At 72.8% G+C, this 22,015-nt stretch carries 21 protein-coding genes; 20 read left to right on the top strand and 1 reads right to left on the bottom strand.

Features of this window, described 5'->3' with window-relative positions:
• Positions 1–112: 112 nt before the first annotated feature.
• From argS to FB558_RS08780, 10 genes are all read left to right on the top strand, one after another.
• Positions 113–1,762, top strand: a complete 1,650-nt coding sequence (argS, locus tag FB558_RS08825) for an arginine--tRNA ligase (protein ID WP_142050155.1) — start codon at positions 113–115, stop codon at positions 1,760–1,762.
• Positions 1,763–1,847: 85 nt separating this feature from the next.
• Positions 1,848–3,290: a diaminopimelate decarboxylase gene (gene lysA / locus FB558_RS08820; protein WP_142050152.1), complete on the top strand. Its 1,443-nt coding sequence runs from the start codon at positions 1,848–1,850 to the stop codon at positions 3,288–3,290.
• Between the two features lie 79 nt (positions 3,291–3,369).
• Positions 3,370–4,695 carry a homoserine dehydrogenase gene (locus tag FB558_RS08815; protein ID WP_142050149.1) on the top strand — a complete coding sequence of 442 codons (1,326 nt, stop codon included), beginning with the start codon at positions 3,370–3,372 and terminating at the stop codon, positions 4,693–4,695.
• On the top strand, positions 4,692–5,768 hold the full coding sequence (gene thrC / locus FB558_RS08810; RefSeq protein WP_170231242.1) for a threonine synthase: 1,077 nt from the start codon (positions 4,692–4,694) through the stop codon (positions 5,766–5,768). Before FB558_RS08815 ends, thrC begins: the two co-directional genes overlap by 4 nt.
• Positions 5,769–5,844: 76 nt before the next feature.
• A complete protein-coding gene (gene thrB / locus FB558_RS08805; RefSeq protein ID WP_142050145.1) occupies positions 5,845–6,747 on the top strand; it encodes a homoserine kinase in 903 nt (300 codons plus the stop codon).
• 318 nt (positions 6,748–7,065) lie between these two features.
• Complete coding sequence (gene rho, locus FB558_RS08800) at positions 7,066–9,441, top strand: transcription termination factor Rho (protein ID WP_142050142.1); 2,376 nt, start codon at positions 7,066–7,068, stop codon at positions 9,439–9,441.
• 130 nt (positions 9,442–9,571) lie between these two features.
• A complete protein-coding gene (rpmE, locus tag FB558_RS08795; RefSeq protein ID WP_142050139.1) occupies positions 9,572–9,793 on the top strand; it encodes a 50S ribosomal protein L31 in 222 nt (73 codons plus the stop codon).
• A 69-nt stretch (positions 9,794–9,862) separates the two neighbouring features.
• A complete protein-coding gene (gene prfA / locus FB558_RS08790; protein ID WP_142050135.1) occupies positions 9,863–10,927 on the top strand; it encodes a peptide chain release factor 1 in 1,065 nt (354 codons plus the stop codon).
• 19 nt (positions 10,928–10,946) lie between these two features.
• Positions 10,947–11,825 (top strand): peptide chain release factor N(5)-glutamine methyltransferase, encoded by an 879-nt coding sequence (prmC, locus tag FB558_RS08785; protein WP_142050132.1) that lies wholly within the window; start codon positions 10,947–10,949, stop codon positions 11,823–11,825.
• A gap of 95 nt (positions 11,826–11,920) precedes the next feature.
• The gene (locus FB558_RS08780) at positions 11,921–12,568 is read left to right on the top strand and encodes an L-threonylcarbamoyladenylate synthase (protein WP_142050129.1); all 648 of its coding nucleotides are present in this window, start codon (positions 11,921–11,923) and stop codon (positions 12,566–12,568) included.
• 80 nt (positions 12,569–12,648) lie between these two features.
• On the opposite strand, the gene FB558_RS08775 is transcribed toward FB558_RS08780, so the two are convergent.
• Positions 12,649–13,323 (bottom strand): TetR/AcrR family transcriptional regulator, encoded by a 675-nt coding sequence (locus FB558_RS08775; protein WP_142050126.1) that lies wholly within the window; start codon positions 13,321–13,323, stop codon positions 12,649–12,651.
• A gap of 110 nt (positions 13,324–13,433) precedes the next feature.
• Between FB558_RS08775 and FB558_RS08770 the strand changes: the two genes are divergently transcribed.
• The 10 genes from FB558_RS08770 to FB558_RS08725 all read left to right on the top strand — a co-directional run bounded on the left by FB558_RS08770 (position 13,434) and on the right by FB558_RS08725 (position 22,015).
• The gene (locus FB558_RS08770) at positions 13,434–14,723 is read left to right on the top strand and encodes a serine hydroxymethyltransferase (RefSeq protein WP_142050123.1); all 1,290 of its coding nucleotides are present in this window, start codon (positions 13,434–13,436) and stop codon (positions 14,721–14,723) included.
• A gap of 13 nt (positions 14,724–14,736) precedes the next feature.
• On the top strand, positions 14,737–15,894 hold the full coding sequence (locus FB558_RS08765) for a glycosyltransferase family 4 protein (protein ID WP_246106327.1): 1,158 nt from the start codon (positions 14,737–14,739) through the stop codon (positions 15,892–15,894).
• The gene (locus FB558_RS08760) at positions 15,891–16,343 is read left to right on the top strand and encodes a Cg1360 family ATP-synthase-associated protein (protein WP_142050118.1); all 453 of its coding nucleotides are present in this window, start codon (positions 15,891–15,893) and stop codon (positions 16,341–16,343) included. Before FB558_RS08765 ends, FB558_RS08760 begins: the two co-directional genes overlap by 4 nt.
• 203 nt (positions 16,344–16,546) lie before the next feature.
• Positions 16,547–16,765, top strand: a complete 219-nt coding sequence (locus FB558_RS08755; RefSeq protein WP_142050115.1) for a hypothetical protein — start codon at positions 16,547–16,549, stop codon at positions 16,763–16,765.
• Between the two features lie 57 nt (positions 16,766–16,822).
• Positions 16,823–17,608, top strand: a complete 786-nt coding sequence (atpB, locus tag FB558_RS08750; RefSeq protein ID WP_211366218.1) for a F0F1 ATP synthase subunit A — start codon at positions 16,823–16,825, stop codon at positions 17,606–17,608.
• Positions 17,609–17,673: 65 nt separating this feature from the next.
• The gene (atpE, locus tag FB558_RS08745; protein ID WP_142050112.1) at positions 17,674–17,889 is read left to right on the top strand and encodes an ATP synthase F0 subunit C; all 216 of its coding nucleotides are present in this window, start codon (positions 17,674–17,676) and stop codon (positions 17,887–17,889) included.
• A gap of 37 nt (positions 17,890–17,926) precedes the next feature.
• On the top strand, positions 17,927–18,487 hold the full coding sequence (locus FB558_RS08740; protein WP_142050109.1) for a F0F1 ATP synthase subunit B: 561 nt from the start codon (positions 17,927–17,929) through the stop codon (positions 18,485–18,487).
• Positions 18,487–19,317 (top strand): F0F1 ATP synthase subunit delta, encoded by an 831-nt coding sequence (locus FB558_RS08735; RefSeq protein WP_142050106.1) that lies wholly within the window; start codon positions 18,487–18,489, stop codon positions 19,315–19,317. Before FB558_RS08740 ends, FB558_RS08735 begins: the two co-directional genes overlap by 1 nt.
• 35 nt (positions 19,318–19,352) lie before the next feature.
• Positions 19,353–21,002: a F0F1 ATP synthase subunit alpha gene (gene atpA / locus FB558_RS08730; protein WP_142050103.1), complete on the top strand. Its 1,650-nt coding sequence runs from the start codon at positions 19,353–19,355 to the stop codon at positions 21,000–21,002.
• A 26-nt stretch (positions 21,003–21,028) separates the two neighbouring features.
• Positions 21,029–22,015: a F0F1 ATP synthase subunit gamma gene (locus FB558_RS08725; protein ID WP_142050100.1), complete on the top strand. Its 987-nt coding sequence runs from the start codon at positions 21,029–21,031 to the stop codon at positions 22,013–22,015.

Below are 22,015 nucleotides of genomic sequence, written 5' to 3'. Positions count from 1 at the left end.
CCAGACCTCGGAATCGGGATGCGCGCGGCCGTCACCCGGACAGCCCTTGCGATCCCGCAGTCTACGAACGCCACCTGAGAAACCGGTGAGCAGCACCTCCTATCCTTGAGCGGTGACTCCCGCCCTGCTCGCCGAACTGGTCCGTGCCGCTGCGTCCGACGTGCTGGCGCGACGCGGCCTGGACCTCGCGGCGCTGCCCGCCGACGTCACGGTGGAGCGCCCGCGCAACCCGGAGCACGGCGACTACGCCACCAACGTGGCGATGCGCACGGCCAAGAAGGCCGGGGTCGCACCGCGGGACCTGGCGGGCTGGCTCGTCGAGGAACTGGCCGGGCGGCCGGGCGTCGCGAGCGCGGAGGTCGCGGGGCCGGGGTTCATCAACCTCCGGCTGGCGGCCGACGCGCAGGGTGCGGTGGTCGGCGAGGTGCTGTCCGCAGGCGTGGGCTACGGCAGCGGTGACGAGTACGCCGGCCGCAACGTCAACCTCGAGTTCGTCTCGGCGAACCCGACGGGCCCGCTGCACATGGGCGCCACGCGGTGGGCCGCCGCAGGCGACGCGCTGGGACGGGTGCTGACCGCACGTGGGGCGAAGGTCACCCGCGAGTACTACTTCAACGACGCCGGCGCGCAGATCGACCGGTTCGTCGCGTCGCTGGTGGCGGCGGCGGCGGGTCGGCCGACGCCGGAGAACGGGTACGCGGGCGCCTACATCGGCGAGGTCGCCCAGGACGTCGTCGCGGCCGAGCCGGGTGTGCTCGACCTCCCCGAGGCCGAGCGCGACGAGGTGTTCCGCCGCGTGGGCGTCGGGCGGATGTTCGACAGCATCAAGCGCACGCTGCACGAGTTCGGCACCGACTTCGACGTGTTCTTCCACGAGCAGTCGCTGTACGAGTCGGGTGCGGTCGATGCTGCGGTGCAGCGGCTGAAGGACTCCGGCAGCCTCTACTTCGCCGACGGTGCGTGGTGGCTGCGGTCCAAGGACTTCGGCGACGACAAGGACCGGCCGGTCATCAAGAGCGACGGCAACCCCGCCTACATCGCGGGCGACCTGGCCTACCTGCGCGACAAGCGCTCGCGCGGCTTCGACCTGTGCATCTACATGCTCGGCGCCGACCACCACGGCTACATCGGCAGGCTCAAGGCGGCCGCCGCGGCGTTCGGTGACGACCCGGGCGTGGTCGAGGTGCTGATCGGGCAGCTGGTCAACCTGGTCAAGGACGGCAAGCCGGTGCGGATGAGCAAGCGCGCGGGCAACACCGTCACGATGGACGACCTCGTCGAGGCCGTCGGCGTGGACGCGGCCCGCTACTCGCTGGTGCGCTCCTCGGTCGACTCGCCGCTGGACATCGACCTGGACCTGCTGGTCAAGCGCTCGAACGACAACCCGGTCTTCTACGTCCAGTACGCCCACGCCCGCCTGGCCTCGCTCGCCCGCAACGCCGCCGACCTCGGCGTCGAGCCCGGTGACGCGTTCGGCCTGCTGGAGCACCCGCGCGAAGGCGACCTGATCCGCACGATCGGCGAGTTCCCCGGCGTCGTGGCCACGGCGGCCGAGCTGCGCGAGCCGCACCGGGTGGCCCGCTACCTGGAGCAGCTGGCCAGCGCCTACCACAAGTTCTACGACTCGTGCCGGGTGCTGCCGATGGGCGACGAGGAGGTCGGCGACCTGCACCGGGCCCGGCTGGCGCTGTGCGTCGCCGCGCGCCAGGTGTTCGCCAACGGGCTCGGCCTGCTCGGGGTCTCGGCGCCGGAGCGGATGTGAACACCGGCCGTGACCGGCGGTTCGGCGCGACACCGCGCCGGACACGCCCGAGTACGCGCCGACCCGCCGATCAAGAGGCTGAATCATGAACGCCCATCCCGCCGGCCCACTCCACGCCGGCATCTCGGTACCCCCGGAGACCGCGGGCCACCGCCCGTCGGACGCGGCCGGGCTCGACGAGCTCGCGCCCGCCGTCTGGCCGCGGAACGCCGCCCGCTCCGAGGACGGCGCGCTGGAGGTCGCGGGCGTCGACGTCCGCGACCTCGCCGAGCGCTACGGCACCCCGCTGTTCGTGGTCGACGAGGGCGACTTCCGCTCCCGCGCCGCCGAGTTCGCGGCCGCGTTCGGGGCGCACGCGGTGCACTACGCGGCGAAGGCGTTCCTGTCCGTCGAGGTGGCCCGCTGGGTGGCCGAGGAGGGCCTGAGCCTGGACGTCGCGAGCGGCGGCGAGCTCGCCGTCGCGCTGCGCGCCGGGTTCCCGGCCGAGCGGATCGCGCTGCACGGCAACAACAAGTCCACCGAGGAGCTCGTCGCGGCCGTGGAGGCGGGCGTGGGCCGGGTGGTGCTCGACTCGTTCCACGAGATCGCCCGCCTGGACGCGATCGCCCGCGAGCGCGGCGTGCGGGTGCCGGTGATGGTGCGCCTGACCGTCGGCGTCGAGGCGCACACGCACGAGTTCATCGCCACCGCCCACGAGGACCAGAAGTTCGGCTTCTCCATCGCGGGCGGGGAGGCGAGCGCGGCGGCCGAGGCCGTGCGGCGCGTCCTCGCGGCCGACGGGCTGGTGCTGGACGGCCTGCACAGCCACATCGGCAGCCAGATCTTCGACACCGAGGGCTTCGAGGTGGCCGCGCACCGCGTCGTGCGCTTCCTCGCACGGCTGCACAAGGAGCACGGCGGGGACGCGCTGGCCGCGCTCACCACCCTCGACCTCGGCGGCGGGTTCGGCATCGCCTACCGCGCGCAGGAGACCCCGGTCGACGTTCCCGAGCTGGCCGAGGAGCTGCGCGGCATCGTCAAGCGGGAGTGCCACGCCGAGGACCTGGACGTGCCGCACCTCGCGGTGGAGCCGGGCCGGGCGATCGCCGGACCCGCCGGGATCACGCTCTACACGGTCGGAACCCTCAAGGACGTGCCGCTGGGCGGGACGTCACGGCGCTACGTCAGCGTGGACGGCGGGATGAGCGACAACATCCGCACCGCGCTCTACGACGCCGTGTACGACTGCCGGCTCGTCTCGCGCTCCTCGCAGCGCGACGGCACCGGCGACGCGGCGCTGTCGCGGGTGGTCGGCAAGCACTGCGAGAGCGGGGACATCGTGGTGCGCGACTGCTGGCTGCCCGCCGACCTCGCCCCCGGTGACCTGATCGCGGTGGCGGCCACCGGTGCCTACTGCTACTCGATGGCCAGCTCCTACAACCGGCTGCCGCGACCCGCGGTCGTGGCCGTGCGGGACGGGCAGGCGCGGCTGCTGCTGCGCCGGGAGACGCTCGAGGACCAGTTCCGGCTCGAGGTCGGTTCGGGGTGAGCGGGCTTGCGAGCGAGCCGACGGCACAGCGCGCCCACCCGCGCGTCCGGGCCCCGCGGGCACCGGCGATGATCGGGGGGTGGCTGTGAAACCCGTCCGCGTCGCCATGCTGGGCTGCGGCACCGTCGGCGGCGAGGTGGTGCGGCTGCTGCGCGAGCAGGCCGACGAGCTCACCGCACGTGCGGGCGCCCCGGTCGAGCTGGTCGGTGTCGCCGTCCGCCGCCCGCACAAGCACCCCGAGCTGGGTGATCTGATCACCACCGACGCCACCGGCCTCGTCACGCGCGAGGACGTCGACGTCGTCGTCGAGGTGATCGGGGGCATCGAGCCGGCGCGCACGCTGCTGCTGGAGGCGCTCAAGGCCGGGAAGTCCGTCGTCACGGCCAACAAGGCGCTGCTCGCCGAGGACGGCCCCGCGCTCGCCGAGGCCGCCGACGCCACCGGCGCCGACCTCTACTACGAGGCGGCCGTCGCCGGGGCGATCCCGCTGGTGCGCCCGTTGCGCGAGTCCCTCGCCGGGGACCGCATCACGCGCGTCGCGGGCATCGTCAACGGCACCACCAACTTCATCCTCTCCGCGATGACCGCGTCGGGGGCGAGCTACGCCGACGCGCTCGAGGAGGCCACGCGGCTGGGCTACGCCGAGGCCGACCCGAGCGCCGACGTCGACGGCTACGACGCCGCCTCCAAGGCGGCGATCCTCGCGTCGCTGGCGTTCCACACCCGGGTCGCGTCGGCCGACGTGCACTGCGAGGGCATCCGCGCGGTCGCGGCTGCCGACATCGCGGCCGCCACCGGCATGGGCTGCGTGATCAAGCTGCTGGCGATCTGCGAACGCACGGCCGCCGACTCCTCCGGCCCCGAGTCGGTGTCGGTGCGCGTCTACCCCGCGATGATCCCGGACACGCACCCGCTCGCGTCCGTGGACGGCGCGTTCAACGCCGTGTTCGTCGAGGCCGAGGCCGCGGGCCAGCTGATGTTCTACGGGCAGGGCGCGGGCGGCGCCCCCACGGCGAGCGCGGTGCTCGGCGACCTCGTGGCGGTGGCCCGCAACCGGGTGCTGGGCGGGCGCGGACCGCGGGAGTCGGCCTACGCGAGCCTGCCCGTCCGCCCGATCGGCACGCTGCCCACGCGCTACCACGTGAGCCTCGAGGTGGCCGACCGCGCGGGCGTGCTCTCCACGATCACCGGGGAGTTCGCCCGGCACGGCGTCAGCATCGCCGCGGCGCGCCAGACCGGTGAGGGCAACGGAAGCGAGTCCGCCCGCATCGTCGTGGTCACGCACAAGGCGCCCGAGGCCGCGCTGGCCGCCACGGTGGACGTGCTGGCCGGGCTCGACGTCGTGCACGGCGTCCACAGCGTGCTGCGGGTCGAGGACCTGGGCCGGAAGGGAGCGGCGGTATGACTGCCATGCAGGGGCTCACCCGTTGGCCCGGTGTGATCGAGGCCTACCGCGACCGGATGCCGGTGCAGCCGGACTGGACGGTCGTCACGCTGGGGGAGGGCGGCACCCCGCTGCTGCGGGCTCCGCACCTGTCCGGACAGACCGGCTGCGAGGTGTTCCTCAAGGTCGACGGGGCCAACCCCACGGGCTCGTTCAAGGACCGCGGGATGACCGTCGCCGTCACCGACGCGCTCGCGCAGGGCAAGCAGGGCGTGCTCTGCGCGTCCACCGGCAACACCTCCGCATCGGCCGCCGCCTACGCCACGCGCGCGGGCCTGACCTGCGCGGTCCTCGTGCCGCAGGGCAAGATCGCGCTCGGGAAGCTGGCGCAGGCCGTGGCGCACGGCGCCCGGATCCTGCAGATCGACGGCAACTTCGACGACTGCCTCGAGCTCGCCCGCAAGACCGCGGCCGACTTCCCGGTCACCGCGCTCGTCAACTCCGTGAACCCCGCGCGGATCGCCGGTCAGGCCAGCGCGGCCTACGAGATCTGCGACGAGCTCGGCCGCGCACCCGATGTGCACTGCCTGCCCGTCGGGAACGCCGGCAACATCACCGCGTACTGGGCCGGCTACCGCGCGTACCTCGCGGACGGGCTGATCACCGCGGCGCCGCGGATGTTCGGGTTCCAGGCCGCCGGGGCGGCCCCGCTGGTGCACGGCGAGCCCGTCACGGCGCCGGAGACGATCGCCACGGCCATCCGGATCGGCGCGCCGGCGTCCTGGGGGCCCGCCGTCGCGGCGCGCGACGAGTCGCACGGGCGGTTCGCCGCCGTCACCGACGACGAGATCCTGGCGGCCTACCGGCTGCTGTCGGCGCAGGAGGGCGTGTTCGTCGAGCCCGCCTCCGCGGCCAGCGTCGCCGGGCTGCTGCAGTCGGCGGCCGACGGCACGCTGCCGCGCGGGTCGCTGGTCGTGTGCACCGTCACCGGCCACGGCCTGAAGGACCCCGACACGGCCCTGCTCGCCGCGCCGGAGCCCACGGTGGTGCCGATCGACCCGGCCGCCGTCGCCGCCGCCCTGGAACTCGCGTGACCTCCGGTCCCGTGAACGGGTACGAGTGCTGCAACACCCATATCCACCCACGACCGCCGAAGGCGGGTGAGCGCTGATGGGGCGCCCGTCGGAGGTCCGGGTGCGGGTGCCGGCGTCGTCGGCGAACCTCGGCCCCGGCTTCGACGCCCTCGGGCTCGCGCTCGGGCTCCACGACGAGATCGAGGCGTCCGTGGCTGCGGACGGCCTCACGGTCGACGTCGGGGGCGAGGGGGCGGGTCGCGTGCCGTGCGACGAGAGCCACCTCGTCGTCAAGGCGATGCGCACGGCCTGGAACATCGTCGGCGACGCACCGTCGGGGCTGCGGCTGCGCTGCCGCAACGCCATCCCGCACTCGCGCGGGCTCGGCAGCTCCGCGGCGGCCGCGGTGGCCGGCGCCGTCGCGGCCGTGGTGCTCGCCGGGCGCGACGTCGAGCTGGAGCGCGACACGGTCCTGCAGGTCGCGGCCGGGATGGAGGGCCACGCCGACAACGCGGCGGCCAGCCTGCTCGGCGGTTTCGTGGTGGCCTGGGAGACGCCCGGGAATACCGCCGAGCGGTTCCACGCTGTACGGCTCGATGCGCACCCGGGCATCCGCCCGGTGGCGCTCGTCGCGGGGACCGAGTCGCTCACCAGCACCACCCGCGGGCTCCTGCCCGAGCGGGTTCCGCTGGTGGACGCCGCCTTCACCGGCAGCAGGACCGCGCTCGCGGTGCTGGCCTTCACCCAGCGTCCCGAGCTGTTGCTGCCCGCCACCGAGGACCGGCTGCACCAGGGCTACCGCCGTCCGGCCTACCCGGCTTCGGCGGACCTGGTGGACGCGCTGCGCGAGCGGGGCGTCCCGGCCGCGATCTCCGGAGCCGGGCCCACGGTGCTCGCACTGCCCGTCGACGGCACCCTCCCGGCCGACGTGGCGCTGGACGGCTTCACGGCCCTCCCGCTGCCCGTCGACGCCACCGGCGCCCGCGTGGAGATCGGCTGACCGGGCCGCCCGGCACGCCGGTCACAGGGGGTTGTTGCCGGGGTGCGGTGGGAACGTCTACGCTCGGCACCGCAACGGCGATCCACGCGGCATCCGCGTGGCCACTCGAGCCGGGATCTGCCAATCAGCTCCGCCAGGACCGGTTCCGACCCGAGCGGCCAATTCCCGTGACCGTCGCGATGATCGCCGCCCTTGCCTGTCGGGGCGGCCGCTCTTCCCGCGACCCGTTGACCGACATGTCGTCCGGCACACCGTCCGGGCGAGTGTGTGAATCCCGCTGACCAGGGCTCGAGGCCCGGTCGGTCAGGAAGGACATCTGTGAGCGAGACCGATCTCGTCAGCACCGAGGCATCGCCCGCACCCCGCAAGCGCGGAGGCCTCACCGGCATGGTGCTGGCGGAGCTCCGCCAGCTGGCCGGCGAGCTGAACATCCCCGGCACCGCCGGGATGCGGAAGGGCGATCTGATCGCTGCGATCAAGGAGAAGCAGGGCGCGCCGCCGAGCCGCAAGAAGGCGGCGTCGGGCCAGCTCCCGCTAACGGAGAACGGCTCCGCGCCGGCAGCCTCCGTGCCGGCCGCCTCCGCGCCGGGCGCCACCGAGGCGCCCGCCGTGAACGGCTCGGCGCCCGCCGCGGACGCGAAGCCCGCTGCGGACGCCGCGCCTGCCGCCGAGAAGAAGGCCGCCGAGAAGAAGGCCGCCGGCGCGAAGGCCGCCGACAAGAAGGTCGCCGACGCGGCCCCGGCCACCGACACCACGCCGGGCACCGGGACCGTCTCCGCGGAGGCCGCTCCCGCCGAGGCGGCGCCTGCCGGCGACGCGGCGCCTGCCGCCGCGCCCACGCGCCGCCGCCGCGCCGCGTCGCGACCCGCGGGAGCGCCGGCGAAGTCCGCCGCCGCGCCCGCCCCGGCCGCCGAGGCGCCTGCCGCGAACGGCTCCGCGCCCGTCGCGGAGGCCGCCCCGCAGCAGCCGGAGCCGACTGCCGCAGCGAGCGCGCCGCAGGTGGACGCGTCCACCGAGGCCCCCGCGCCCACCCGGCGTTCGCGGCAGAGCCGGCGCAACCGCGCCGAGCAGCAGGCCGCCCAGCAGCCCGGGCAGGCCCCCGAGCAGGTCACCGCCGCCGCGCCGGCTCCCGCCGATGCTCCGGTGGAGGAGCGGCCGCGCGAGCGCACGCGTGACGGTGGCGAGTCCCGCCAGGAGGGCCGCCGTGACGAGGGCCGCCGCGACGAGGGCCGCGTCGAGCGCGACGGCGGCCGCGGGGACCGCGACGGCGGCGGTCGCGGCGAGCGCGACGCCGGCCGTGGCAACCGCGCCGACAACCGTGCCGACAGCCGCCCGGACAACCGCGGCGACCGCCCGGACAACCGCGGCGACCGCCCGGACAACCGCGCCGACACCCGCGGCCCGCGCGACAACCGCCCGGACGACGATGACGACGACGGTGACGGCCGGGGCCGTCGCGGCCGCCGCTTCCGGGACCGCCGCCGTGGCCGGGACCGCGACCGCAGCAGCGGTGGCGGCGCCCAGGGCAACGTCGACACCGAGGTGCGCGACAGCGACGTGCTGCTGCCGGTCGCCGGCATCGTCGACATCCTGGACAACTACGCGTTCGTCCGCACCACCGGCTACCTGTCCGGGCCCACGGACTGCTACGTCTCGCTGTCGCTGGTCCGCAAGTACGGTCTGCGCCGCGGTGACGCGATCACCGGCGCCGTGCGCGAGCCCCGCGAGGGCGAGCAGTCGCGGCAGAAGTTCAACCCGCTGGTCCGCGTCGACTCGATCAACGGCCAGGACCCGGACACCGCGCGGAACCGGCCCGAGTTCACCAAGCTCACCCCGCTCTACCCGAACGAGCGGCTGCGCCTGGAGACCGAGCCGCACAAGCTGACCACCCGCGTCATCGACCTGGTGATGCCGGTCGGCAAGGGCCAGCGCGCACTGATCGTGTCCCCGCCGAAGGCGGGCAAGACCACGATCATGCAGAACATCGCCAACGCGATCACCACCAACAACCCGGAGTGCCACCTCATGGTCGTCCTCGTGGACGAGCGGCCGGAGGAGGTCACCGACATGCAGCGGTCGGTGAAGGGCGAGGTCATCGCGTCCACGTTCGACCGGCCGCCGTCGGACCACACCACGGTCGCGGAGCTGTCGATCGAGCGGGCGAAGCGCCTGGTCGAGATGGGCCACGACGTGGTCGTGCTGCTCGACAACATCACCCGCCTCGGCCGGGCCTACAACCTGGCCGCGCCGGCGTCCGGGCGCATCCTGTCCGGTGGTGTCGACTCCACGGCGCTCTACCCGCCGAAGCGGTTCCTCGGCGCGGCGCGCAACATCGAGGACGGTGGCTCGCTCACGATCTTCGCCACGGCGCTGGTCGAGACCGGGTCCACGATGGACACGGTCATCTTCGAGGAGTTCAAGGGCACCGGCAACGCCGAGCTCAAGCTGGACCGCCGCATCGCCGACAAGCGGGTCTTCCCCGCCATCGACGTGGGCGACTCCGGCACCCGCAAGGAAGAGCTGATCATGTCGCCGGACGAGTACGCCGTCATGGTCAAGCTCCGCAGGGTGCTCGCCGCGCTGGACGACCAGCAGGCCATCGACCTGCTGCTCACCCAGCTCCGCAAGACGCGCACCAACATCGAGTTCCTGATGCAGGTCGCGAAGAGCACCCCCGGCACCGACAACGACTGACCCGACCCCAGCCGATCCGGACCGCCCGCGGGAATCCGCCGGCGGCCCGGGTGGTTGAATGGAGCGTCACGCTCCGGTCCCGGTTCACCCCGCCCGACGGGGACCCGGCACCACTTCGAGAGGAACCACCGTGCGTTCAGGCATCCACCCCGAGTACGTCGAGACCCAGGTCGTCTGCGGCTGCGGCAACTCGTTCACCACCCGCAGCACCAAGACCAGCGGCAAGATGACGGTCGAGACCTGCTCGGCGTGCCACCCGTTCTACACCGGCAAGCAGCGGATCCTCGACTCCGGCGGCCGCGTCGCCCGGTTCGAGGCGCGCTACGGCAAGCGGGCCGGCAACAAGAAGTAGTTCCCCTGACGGCGCCCACCGGACCACGGTGGGCGCCGTCGGTGTGTCCGGACCGGGGAAGGAGGAGCCATGAGCGCACCGGCTGTGGAGGCCGTGCTCGCCGAGCACGCCGAGCTGGAGCTGCGGCTCGCCGACCCGGCCGTGCACGCCGACGCCGCCACCGCCCGCAAGCTCGGCCGTCGCTACTCCGAGATCGGCCCCATCGTGGCCGTGGCCAGGGAGCTCTCCGCGGCGCGCGCCGACGAGGCCGCGGCCCGCGAGCTCGCGGCCGAGGACCCGTCGTTCGCCGCGGAGGCCGACGAGCTCGCCGCGCGCATCCCCGCCCTGGAGCGGCGGCTCGCGGAGCTGCTCGTCCCGCGGGACCCGCACGACGGCGACGACGTCATCATGGAGGTCAAGTCCGGAGAGGGCGGCGAGGAGTCGGCCCTGTTCGCGGGCGACCTCGTGCGGATGTACCAGCGCTACGCCGAACGCCGCGGCTGGTCCACGCAGGTCCTCGACGCCGTGCCGTCCGACCTCGGCGGCGTCAAGGACATCACGCTGCTGGTGCGCTCGCGCGAACCGGTGGCCGACGGCGTCTGGTCGGCGTTGAAGTTCGAGGGCGGCGTGCACCGCGTCCAGCGCGTGCCCGTCACCGAGTCGCAGGGGCGCATCCACACCTCCGCCGCGGGGGTGCTGGTCTACCCCGACACCGGCGAGGACGCCGACGTCGAGATCGACGAGAACGACCTGCGCGTCGACGTCTTCCGCTCCTCGGGTCACGGTGGCCAGAGCGTCAACACCACCGACTCCGCCGTCCGGATCACCCACCTCCCCTCGGGCATCGTCGTGAGCTGCCAGAACGAGCGTTCGCAGCTGCAGAACCGGGCCCGGGCGATGGAGGTGCTGCGGTCGCGGCTGCAGGCCCTCGCCGAGGAGGAGGCGGCGGCGAAGGCGTCGGACCAGCGCCGTTCCCAGGTGCGCACGGTCGACCGTTCCGAGCGCATCCGCACCTACAACTTCCCGGAGAACCGGATCTCCGACCACCGCGTGGGCTACAAGGCCCACAACCTGTCGACGGTCCTCGACGGCGACCTGCAGGGGGTAGTCGACGCCCTGCAGGCCGCGGAACGCGCGGAGACGGTCGGCTCATGAGGCCTCGGGAGGGCCGGTCGTGAGGCGGCAGCCGCTGCGGTTGGCCATCCTCGAGGCCGAGCGCACCCTCGCCACCGCGGGCATCGCCTCGCCCCGGGTCGACGCCGAGCTGCTCGCCGCGCACGTCGTGGGCGTGGAACGGGGGCGGCTCATGCTGCACCCGCTCGTCGACCAGCCCGTCCTCGACGCGCTGCGCGAGCTGGTGGAGCGCCGTGCCGCCCGCGAACCACTGCAGCACCTCGTGGGCACGGCCGTGCTCGGACCGGTCGAGGTCGCGGTCGGGCCGGGCGTCTTCACCCCCCGTCCGGAGACCGAGCTGCTGCTGGAGTGGGGGCTGCGCGAGATCGCCGACGTCGCGCAGCCGCTGGTCGTGGACCTGTGCACGGGCAGCGGGGCGCTCGCGCTCGCCGTCGCGGCGAGCCGGCCGGACGCCCGGGTGCACGCCGTCGAGGCCGATCCGGCGGCGCTGACGTGGGCGCAGCGCAACGTCGCCGCGCACGTCGCCGCGGGGGGGACGCCGGTCACCCTGCACGCGGCGGACGTCCGGTGGCCCGACCTGCTCGTCGAGCTGGAGACGCACGTCGACCTCGTGCTCTGCAACCCGCCCTACGTCCCGGACGGCACCCGGCTGCCGCCGGAGGTCACCGACTGGGACCCGCCCGCGGCCGTCTTCGGCGGGCCCGACGGCCTGGAGGTCATCCGGGCCGTCATCTCGGCGTCCGCGGCCCTGCTCCGCTACGGCGGCGGCCTCGCGATCGAGCACGACGACACCCACGGCGAGACCGTCCCCGCGCTGTTGCGCCGCCGCAAGGTGCTCACCGAGGTCGAGGAGCACCACGACCTGGCCGGCCGCCCCCGCTTCGCCACGGCCCGCCGCCGCCCCCTCCACCCCGCCTGACGGACCGCCCCTGACGCACCTTGGAGCCAAGGTGCTGTGGGAGGGCGCTTCTGACCGCACGTTGGAGCCAAGGTGCTGCTGAGTAGGCTCCGCCCGTGGCTTCCACGTACGACTGCGCCGATCCCGACCAGCGTGCCGAGGGTCTGGCAGCGGCAGCACGAGCGGTGCGCGCGGGCCGCCAGGTGGTCCTGCCCACGGACACCGTCTACGGCATCGGGTGCGACGCGTTCAGCGCCTCGGCGGTCCGCGGCCTGCTCAACGCCAAGCAGCGCGGCCCGGACATGCCGGTCCCGGTGCTCGTCGGCTCCTGGACGACCATCGACGGCCTGGTGCAGGGCGTCCCGAAGACCGCGCGCGACCTGATCGAGGCGTTCTGGCCCGGCGGGCTCTCGCTGGTGCTGCGGCACGCGCCGTCGCTGAAGTGGGACCTGGGCTCCACGAAGGGCACCGTGATGCTGCGGATGCCGCTGCACCCGGTGGCGCTCGAGCTGCTGCGCGACGTCGGCCCGATGGGGGTGTCCAGCGCGAACGTCTCGGGGCAGCCGCCCGCGTCGTCGGCCGCGCAGGCGCGGGAGCAGCTCGGCGACAAGGTGGCGGTCTACCTGGACGGCGGGCCCTCCGGCGAGCCGATCGCCTCCACGGTGATCGACCTGACCGGCGACGACCCGCGTGTGCTGCGCGAGGGCGCGGTCTCCTCGGCCGAGGTGGCGGAGGTCCTGGGCCGCGAGGTCCTCCCGGCCTGATCCTGCGGTGCCCCGCGGACGAACGGCACTCTCGTCGGCTAGGAAGCAACGAAAGTGCCGTTCGTTGCGGGGGCTCGTGTTCAAGGGAGCGGGAACAGGTCCGCCAGGCGCTCCACCACCACGTCGAAGTGCGCCTCGTGGTCGGCCACCACGCCGTGGGTCTGGCCGAAGATCTCGAAGCTGATCGCGCCGTAGAGGCCGCTCCAGGCCATGACGATGCGCGGGCCGAGGGTGGGCGGCAGGCCGAGGCGCTCGGCGACGCCGGGGGTGAGCACGTCGGCGCCGTCGCCGGGGTCGGCATCGACGGCGCCGGCCGCGACCCCGTCGGCCACGATCCGGCACAGCAGCTCCGCGACCCGCGCCGCCGGCCCGATGGTCGCCTCGGGGGCCGCGTAGCCGGGTACCGGCGAGCCGTAGACCAGCGCGTACTCGTGCGGGTGCGCGACCGCCCACTCGCGGGCGGCCCGGCACGTCGCGTGCCAGCGACCGCGCAGGTCGGCGCGCTCGACCGCGGACTCGGCGCGCTCCGCGGCGGTGCCGATGGCGTCGTACGCGTCGATGATCAGGGCGGTGAGCAGGTCGTCGCGGCTGGGGAAGTAGCGGTAGACGGCCGAGGAGGCCATGCCGAGCTCGCGGGCCACCGCACGCAGGGAGAGCGCGGCCGCGCCCTGCGTGGCGAGGTGGCGGCGGGCGGCCTCGGCGATCTCACGGGTCAGTTCGGCGCGCACGCGGGCGCGGGCTCCGGCGGCGGTCATCGGCCGAGTCTGGCACGGAGCGAGAGCGCCGGCAACAACAGCGATCAGTGCTCCAATCGCACGCCACCGCCCCGGCCGGGCGCGGCGGTCGCAGCGGGTACCGTTCAACCGTGAGCGAGCACAGCACCCCGTTCTGGGGCCCGGACTTCGACGCGCTGCAGCACCAGGACCCGGAGATCGCCGGCGTGGTGCTCGACGAGCTGGACCGGCTGCGCGGCGGCTTGCAGCTCATCGCCAGCGAGAACCTCACGAGCCCGGCCGTGCTGGCGGCGCTGGGGTCCACGCTCTCCAACAAGTACGCCGAGGGTTACCCGGGCCGCCGCTACTACGGCGGCTGCGAGGTCGTCGACCGCGCGGAGGAGATCGGCAACGCCCGCGCGCGGGAGCTGTTCGGCGCCGAGCACGTCAACCTGCAGCCGCACTCGGGCGCGTCGGCCAACTTCGCGGTGTACGCCGCGTTCACCCGGCCCGGCGACACGGTGCTCGCGATGGACCTCAAGCAGGGTGGCCACCTCACCCACGGCAGCAAGGTCAGCTTCTCCGGCAAGTGGTTCAACGCCGTGTCCTACACCGTGCGCGAGGACAGCGAGCTGATCGACTACGACCAGGTCCGCGACCTGGCCCTCGAGCACCGGCCGAAGATGATCATCGCGGGTGCCACGGCCTACCCGCGGCTGATCGACTTCGCCGCCTTCCGCCAGATCGCCGACGAGGTCGGCGCCAAGCTGATGGTCGACGCGGCGCACTTCATCGGGCTGGTCGCCGGCGGGGCGATCCCGTCGCCGGTGCCGTTCGCCGACGTCGTCACGGCCACCACGCACAAGGTGCTGCGCGGCCCGCGCGGCGGGATGGTGCTCGCGAAGGCCGAGCACGCGAAGGCCATCGACAAGGCCGTGTTCCCGTTCGCCCAGGGCGGCCCGCTCATGCACGCGGTGGCGGCCAAGGCGGTCGCGATGCGCGAGGCGGCGCAGCCGGAGTACCAGGCCTACACGAGCCAGGTGATCGGCAACGCGCAGGCGCTCGCCAAGAGCCTGGAGGCCGAGGGGATGCGCGCCGTGTCCGGCGGCACCGACACCCACCTCGCGCTGGTGGACCTGCGGCCGCTCGGCGTCACCGGCGACCAGGCGGAGACCCGCTGCGACGCCGCCCGCATCACGCTCAACAAGAACGCCATCCCCTACGACCCGGCCCCGCCGCTCAAGCCGTCCGGGCTGCGGGTCGGCTCGCCCAGCGTCACCACGCAGGGCATGACCGAGACCGACATGGCCGAGATCGGTGCGCTGCTCGGCCGGGCCGTGCGGGCCGAGCACGGCACCCCGGCCGGGGATGCGGAGCTGGCCGACGTGGCCGCCGCGGTGTCCGCGCTCGTCGCGCGCGCCCCCGCCTACCCGCGGCCCTAGCGGCCGCGCTGCCGTGGCGGTCCCCACGCTCGTCCTGCCGATCCGGGAGTTCCTGCTCGCGGGTCTGACGGCGACGGTCGTGACGTTCCTGCTGGTCGGACCGGTGCGCGTGCTCGCGCTCCGCCTCGGCGCGGTCGCGTGGCCGCGCAAGCGCGACGTGCACGTCACGCCCACCCCGCGCTGGGGCGGCCTGGCGATGCTCGGAGGCGTGCTCGCCGGCGTGGGGATGGCCTACCAGCTGCCGGCGCTGCGGCTGGCGTTCGACAACAACGCCTCCGAGGTCGTCGGGGTCATGGGGGCCGCGCTGCTGCTCGCGGCCGTCGGGGCACTCGACGACCGCTACGACCTGGACGCGCTCACCAAGTTCGCGGGCCAGACCACGGCCGCCGGCATCCTGGTGATCTTCGGCGTCCAGTGGACGGTGTTCTTCGTGCCGTGGGGCGGCGGCGACTCGGGGGAGTCCGGCTCGCTCCTCGTGCTCGGCCAGGAGCAGGGCGTGCTGCTGACGGTGCTGCTGACGGTGGCGCTGGTCAACGCGATGAACTTCGTCGACGGCCTGGACGGCCTCGCCGCGGGCGTCGGGATGATCGCCGCGGCCGCGGTGGGGCTCTTCGCGATCGGGCTGGTCGGCCGCGTCGGCAACGACCCCTCCGTGTACTCGCCTGCCCTGATCGCGGCCGTGCTCGCCGGCGCGTGCCTGGGGTTCCTGCCGCACAACTTCAACCCCGCCCGGATCTTCATGGGCGACTCCGGCTCGATGCTCATCGGCCTGCTGCTCGCGGCGGCCACCACGAGCGCATCGGGCAAGATCTCCATCATCGGCGCGGACGCCACCGACGTGCTGGCGCTGTTCGCACCGCTCATCGTGCTGGCCGCGGTGGTGTTCGTACCGCTGCTCGACCTGCTCATGGCCGTCGTGCGACGCACCCGCAAGGGCATGAGCCCGTTCGCGCCGGACAAGATGCACCTGCACCACCGGCTGCTCGAGATCGGGCACAGCCAGCGGCGCGCGGTGCTGCTGATCTACCTGTGGGCCGGCCTGCTGGCGTTCGGCGCGGTGGCGCTGGCGCTGATCGACGACCCGTTCATCGTGCTGTGTGTGGTGGGGATCGGCCTGGTCGTGGCCGTGCTCGCCTCCGCCATCCCGAGAGTGAGGGCCAGACAACAATGACCGCACCGGAGCCGACCGCACCCGAACCGCAGCCCGACGCCCCGCACGTCGCCACCGTGCTGCGCCTGGCCGCGGCGATGCAGCGGTACGCGGCCATCATCACGGTCGTCGTCACCGTGATCGCGCTGGTGGTCGGCTTCCTGATGCGAGGTGGTCCCGGCCTCGTGGGGGCGCTCGTCGGGGCCGTGATCGGCGGTGCACTGGGCTGGCTGGGCACGTGGGTCATGGCGCGCACCGCCCGGGCCACCCCGGCCGGCGTGATGATCGGCGCGATGGCCGCGTTCGGCGTGAAGATCGTCGTGATGCTGGTGTTCCTGCTGCTGTTCCAGGGGACCATGCTGTTCGACAACCGGGCGTTCGCCTTCAGCCTGCTCGCCGTGACGGCGGCGTGGATCGTCGGTGAGGTCGTCGGGTTCGTGCGCACCCGGATACCCGCCGTCGACCTCTGACAGCCACCGATCGGGTGATCCCGACCTGGTGTGAGCGGCGTCTCCCTGGGATCCCGGTCACGCGGCGATCGGTCTTCTACGCGCGATAGAGCCACGTCGGTCGCCTCCGTGGCCCGGAAACGGGCGCTCGCGGGGCCGTCACGACGTCCGTCGAGGTCATCCCTGGTAAAGAGCTGCTAACCCGCCTGATATGGTCCGTCTCGATGGAGCCGGACCAGTCGCGCGGCGGCGGTGCTCAACCGCCACCACCGGGCGACGCGTGGACCGCTCTGTCCTACCTCCTGTCCGGCTTCCTCCTCTTCGGAGGGATCGGATGGGGGTTGGACGCACTGCTGGGTACGGGTGTCTTCCTGCCGGTCGGCTTGCTGTTCGGCGGGGCTGCCTCGTTGTACTTGATCTACATCAGGTACGTTAAGTCCTGATCGTCACGATTCTGCCGCTCTGGATCACCCGGACGGCGGAACCGGAAGGAGCACTGGGTGACCATCCCGGCCACCGCCCCGAACCCCGGCTTCGACGCGCCGGGTGTCGAGGACTTCCAGCTGCCGCCAATCGCCGGCATCGAGGGTCTCACGAAGCCCGTCGTGGAGCTCGTGCTCGCCGCGATCATCATCTACGCCTTCTTCGCGTGGACGGTGCGGCGCCCGGCACTGGTCCCCAGCAAGGGGCAGTTCCTCGGCGAGTCCTTCCACGGGATCGTGCGGAACTCGATCGCCCGCGACAACATCGGGCCCGAGTTCCTCAAGTACGTCCCGTTCCTGACCACGCTGTTCGCCTTCATCCTGGTGAACAACCTGTTCGGGATCATCCCGCTCATCCAGTTCCCGACCTTCTCGCACCCGGGTATGGCCTACGCCCTCGCAGCGATGGTGTGGCTGACCTACAACATCGTCGGCATCCGCCGCCACGGGTTCGTCGGCTACCTGCGGGTGTCGACCTGGCCCCCGGATGTGCCGTGGTGGGTGCGGATCGTGCTCACGCCGATCGAGTTCCTGTCGAACATCCTGCTCCGGCCGGTCACACTGTCGCTGCGACTGTTCGGCAACATGTTCGCCGGCCACCTGCTGCTGCTGGTGTTCATCCTCGGCGGCGAGTACATGCTGCTGCACTCCCAGTCGATCCTGCTGGGCGTGCTCTCTCCGTTCGCGTTCGGTCTCGGGATCGTGTTCACGTTCTTCGAGGCGTTCGTGCAGGTGGTGCAGGCCTACATCTTCACGATCCTCACGGCCTCCTACATCGGCAGCGTGCTCGCCGAGGACCACTAGGTCACCCCCGCTCCACGACTTGATGGGTCCGCGGGAGGTACCGCGGACCGGAGGAAAGGAAAGCAATGAACATCGTCGGTAACCTGAACGTCATCGGTTACGGCCTGTCCGCGATCGGCCCGGGTATCGGCGTGGGCATCGTCTTCGCCGCGTTCATCAACGGCGTCGCGCGCCAGCCGGAGGCCCGCGGCCAGCTGCAGGGCATCGCGTTCATCGGGTTCGCCCTCTCCGAGGCACTCGCGATCCTGGGCCTCGTGCTCGCGTTCGCGCTGCCGGCCTGAGCCAGGAGGAACGCCGGGTAGGCGGAGGAGAAACCCCATGACCACCGTTCTCGCGGCCGAGGAGCTGAACCCTCTCGTCCCGCACACCGTCGAGATCATCGTCGGCACCATCGCCTTCCTCCTGCTGCTGTTCGTGCTCTGGAAGACGGTCTTCCCGCAGTTCGAGAAGATCTACGCCGAGCGCACGGACAAGATCGAGGGCGGGCTGAAGCGGGCCGACGAGGCCCAGCAGGAGGCCAACGACCTCAAGCGGCAGTACGAGGAGCAGCTCGCGGGCCTGCGCGCCGAGGCCGCGCGCATCCGTGACGACGCCCGCGCCGAGGGCCAGCAGATCAAGTCCGAGCTGCGGGCCCAGGCCGAGGAGGAGGCCGCCCGGATCCGGCAGCGCGGCGAGGAGCAGATCGCCGCTGCCCGCGAGCAGGCCGTGCGCCAGCTCCGCGGGGAGATCGGTGGGCTGTCCGTGCAGCTGGCCGAGCGCATCATCGGCGACTCGCTCGCCGACGACACCCGCCGCTCCGCCACGGTCGACTCGTTCCTGGCCGAGCTGGACGGCATGACCGATCGCGGCACGCCGGCCCCCGCCGGCGGGGCGAGCTGATGGCCGAGGTCCTGGCGGCGGCCAGCCGGGAGGCGATGGCCGCGGCCGACGCCCGGCTGGACGCCTACGCCGACTCGGCGCAGGGCAGCGACCTGCAGCGGCTCGGCGACGAGCTGTTCGCGATCACGCGACTGCTCGTCGAGCAGCGGTCCCTGCGTCGGCTGCTCGCCGACCCGTCGTCGCCGGAGGCGGCGCGCACGGGCCTGCTGGAGCGGCTGCTCGGGCAGCAGCTCGCGGCGCCGACCATCGGCGTGGCGAAGGAGATCGTGGCCGCGCGCTGGTCGCGGCCCGGTGACCTGGTCACCGCGTTCGAGTCGGTCGCGCGCCAGGCGCTGCTGGCCGTCGCCGAGAAGGACGGCTCGCTCGACGACGTCGAGGACGAGCTGTTCCGCTTCGGCCGGGTCGTGGACCGCGAGCCCCAGCTGGGAAGCCTGCTCTCCGACACCACCACGCCCGCCGACGGGCGCGTCGCGCTGCTCGACCGGCTGGTGGGGAGCAAGGCGTCTCCGGTCACGGTCGCGCTGCTGCGCCACAGCGTCCGGCTGCCGCGGTCGCGGCACCTCGACGTCGTGTGCGAGGAGCTGGCCGAGCTCGCCGCGGCTCGCCGCGACCGGTCGGTCGCCCGTGTCACCACGCCGGTGACGCTCTCGCCCGAGCAGGAGCAGAAGCTCACCGACTCGCTGACCCGTCTCTACGGGCGCCGGATCTCGCTGCAGGTCGAGCTGGACCCGCGCCTGCTGGGCGGGCTGGTGGTGCAGGTCGGCGGCGAGGTCATCGACGGCAGCGTGGCGAGCAAGCTCGCCGCCGCGCGCCGCACCCTCCCCAGCTGACCACCAGACTTCTAGAGAAGGACTCCACGACTGTCATGACAGAGCTGACGATCTCCGCAGATGAGATCCGGAGTGCGATCTCCAGCTACGTCTCGTCGCTGGAGACCGACACCTCCCGTGAAGAGGTGGGCACGGTCTCCGACACCGGCGACGGCATCGCCCACGTCGAGGGCCTGCCCTCGGCGATGACCAACGAGCTCCTCGAGTTCCCCGGTGGCGTGCGGGGCGTCGCGCTGAACCTGGACGTGCACGAGATCGGTGCGGTCATCCTGGGCGACTACGCCCACATCGAGGAGGGCCAGCAGGTCAAGCGCACCGGCGAGATCCTCTCGGTGCCGGTCGGCGACAACTTCCTCGGCCGGGTCGTCGACCCGCTCGGCAAGCCGATCGACGGGCTCGGCGACATCGAGGCCGAGACCAACCGCGTGCTGGAGCTGCAGGCGGCGTCGGTGGTGCAGCGCCAGGAGGTCCGCGAGCCGCTGCAGACCGGCATCAAGGCCATCGACGCGATGACGCCGATCGGCCGCGGCCAGCGCCAGCTGGTCATCGGCGACCGCAAGACCGGCAAGACCGCGGTCTGCGTCGACACGATCATCAACCAGAAGCAGAACTGGGCCACCGGCGACCCGAAGCAGCAGGTGCGCTGCATCTACGTCGCGATCGGGCAGAAGGGCTCCACGATCGCCGGTATCCGGCAGTCGCTGGAGGACGCGGGCGCGCTGGAGTACACCACCATCGTCGCCGCCCCGGCATCCGACCCGGCCGGCTACAAGTGGCTGGCGCCCTACACCGGCTCCGCGCTCGGCCAGCACTGGATGTACCAGGGCAAGCACGTCCTGATCGTCTTCGACGACCTGTCCAAGCAGGCCGAGGCCTACCGCGCGATCTCGCTGCTGCTGCGCCGTCCGCCGGGCCGTGAGGCCTACCCCGGCGACGTCTTCTACTTGCACTCCCGCCTGCTGGAGCGCTGCGCCAAGCTGTCCGACGACCTCGGGGGCGGCTCGATGACCGGCCTGCCGATCATCGAGACCAAGGCCAACGACGTGTCGGCCTACATCCCCACGAACGTCATCTCGATCACCGACGGCCAGTGCTTCCTCGAGTCGGACCTGTTCAACCAGGGTGTCCGGCCGGCCATCAACGTCGGTATCTCGGTGTCCCGCGTGGGTGGTTCCGCGCAGGTCCGCGCGATGCGCACGGTGTCCGGCTCGCTGCGGCTCGACCTCTCGCAGTACCGCGAGCTGGAGGCGTTCGCCGCGTTCGGGTCCGACCTCGACGCGGCGTCCGCGGCCTCGCTCGAGCGTGGTGCGCGCCTGGTGGAGCTGCTCAAGCAGGCCCAGTACCAGCCGCAGCCGGTCGACGAGCAGGTCGTCTCGATCTTCCTCGGCACCCGCGGGCACCTCGACTCCGTGCCGGTGGCCGACATCCGGCGCTTCGAGTCGGAGTTCCTCGACCACGTCCGTCGCAACCACGACGGGATCTTCGGCGAGATCCGCGACACCGGGAAGCTCTCCGACGAGCTCGCCGACCGGATCGCGAGCACCGTGAAGGACTTCAAGAAGGACTTCACCGCCACCGACGGCTCGTCGGTGGTGCCGAAGGAGGCCCAGGCCGAGGCGCTGGAGGAGGACGAGGTCGACAAGGACTCCGTCAAGGTCAACAAGCCGGCTCCGGCCTCGAGCTAGACGGCGGCGAGCGGAGGAGCAGCAGGATGGCGGCACAGATTCGCGTGCTGCGGCGGCGGATCCGGTCGACGCAGTCCATCAAGAAGATCACGCGCGCGATGGAGCTCATCGCGACGTCGCGGATCATGAAGGCGAGGGCTCGCGTCGACGCGGCGCGGCCGTACGCCGAGCAGATCACGGCCGTGCTCAGCGAGCTGGCCAACAACTCGGCGCTCGACCACCCGCTGCTCGTCGAGCGGGAGCAGCCCAAGCGCGCCGCGGTCCTGGTCGTCACCAGTGACCGCGGGCAGTGCGGCGGTTACAACGTCAACGTCCTGAAGGAGGCGGAGCAGCTGCAGCAGTTGCTCCGTGAGCAGGGCAAGGAGCCGGTGCTCTACGTCATCGGCCGCAAGGGCGTGAGCTACTACCGCTTCCGCAACCGCAAGGTGCAGCAGGCCTGGACCGGCTTCTCCGAGCAGCCCACCTACGCGAACGCGGCCGAGGCCGCTCGCGAGCTGGTGGCGTCCTTCATGGCCGGTAGCGACGACACCGTCGACGGCGCCGGCGAGGACGGCATCCACGGCGTCGACGAGCTGCACCTCGTGTACACCCAGTTCAAGAACATGGTGACCCAGGTGCCGCAGGCGCGGCGGATGGCTCCGCTCGAGGTCGAGTACGAGGCCGACACCGTCGCCGCGCCCGGCGGGGACGTCGAGGAGCGCCGCGAGGCCGCGCAGCAGTCGGCGGGCGAGGCCAAGCCCCTCTACGAGTTCGAGCCGAGCCCGGACACGCTGTTCGACGCACTGCTGCCCAAGTACATCGGGGCGCGGCTGTTCGCCGCGCTGCTCGAGGCCGCTGCCTCGGAGTCGGCCGCCCGCCAGCGGGCCATGAAGGCCGCCACCGACAACGCCAACGAGCTGATCCGTACCCTGACACTGGAGGCCAACCAGGCCCGTCAGGCGCAGATCACCCAGGAGATCAGTGAGATCGTCGGTGGGGCCGACGCTCTCGTCAGCGCAGGGAGTGAGAGCTGA

Origin of the sequence: Pseudonocardia kunmingensis (assembly GCF_006716445.1) — a bacterium.
Classification (GTDB): Bacteria; Actinomycetota; Actinomycetes; order Mycobacteriales; family Pseudonocardiaceae; genus Pseudonocardia; species Pseudonocardia kunmingensis.
The sequence above is the reverse complement of the archived record's forward strand: the minus strand, read 5'-3'. Positions and strand labels throughout refer to the sequence as shown.

Excerpts from the sequence above, each read along its gene's own strand:
- lysA (WP_142050152.1), top strand. The coding sequence starts at position 1,848 with ATGAACGCCCATCCCGCCGGCCCACTCCACGCCGGCATCTCGGTACCC.
- thrC (WP_170231242.1), top strand. The coding sequence starts at position 4,692 with ATGACTGCCATGCAGGGGCTCACCCGTTGGCCCGGTGTGATCGAGGCC.
- thrB (WP_142050145.1), top strand. The coding sequence starts at position 5,845 with ATGGGGCGCCCGTCGGAGGTCCGGGTGCGGGTGCCGGCGTCGTCGGCG.
- prfA (WP_142050135.1), top strand. The coding sequence starts at position 9,863 with ATGAGCGCACCGGCTGTGGAGGCCGTGCTCGCCGAGCACGCCGAGCTG.
- FB558_RS08775 (WP_142050126.1), bottom strand. The coding sequence starts at position 13,323 with ATGACCGCCGCCGGAGCCCGCGCCCGCGTGCGCGCCGAACTGACCCGT.
- FB558_RS08760 (WP_142050118.1), top strand. The coding sequence starts at position 15,891 with ATGACCGCACCGGAGCCGACCGCACCCGAACCGCAGCCCGACGCCCCG.
- FB558_RS08755 (WP_142050115.1), top strand. The coding sequence starts at position 16,547 with ATGGAGCCGGACCAGTCGCGCGGCGGCGGTGCTCAACCGCCACCACCG.
- atpE (WP_142050112.1), top strand. The coding sequence starts at position 17,674 with ATGAACATCGTCGGTAACCTGAACGTCATCGGTTACGGCCTGTCCGCG.
- FB558_RS08740 (WP_142050109.1), top strand. The coding sequence starts at position 17,927 with ATGACCACCGTTCTCGCGGCCGAGGAGCTGAACCCTCTCGTCCCGCAC.
- FB558_RS08735 (WP_142050106.1), top strand. The coding sequence starts at position 18,487 with ATGGCCGAGGTCCTGGCGGCGGCCAGCCGGGAGGCGATGGCCGCGGCC.
- atpA (WP_142050103.1), top strand. The coding sequence starts at position 19,353 with ATGACAGAGCTGACGATCTCCGCAGATGAGATCCGGAGTGCGATCTCC.
- FB558_RS08725 (WP_142050100.1), top strand. The coding sequence starts at position 21,029 with ATGGCGGCACAGATTCGCGTGCTGCGGCGGCGGATCCGGTCGACGCAG.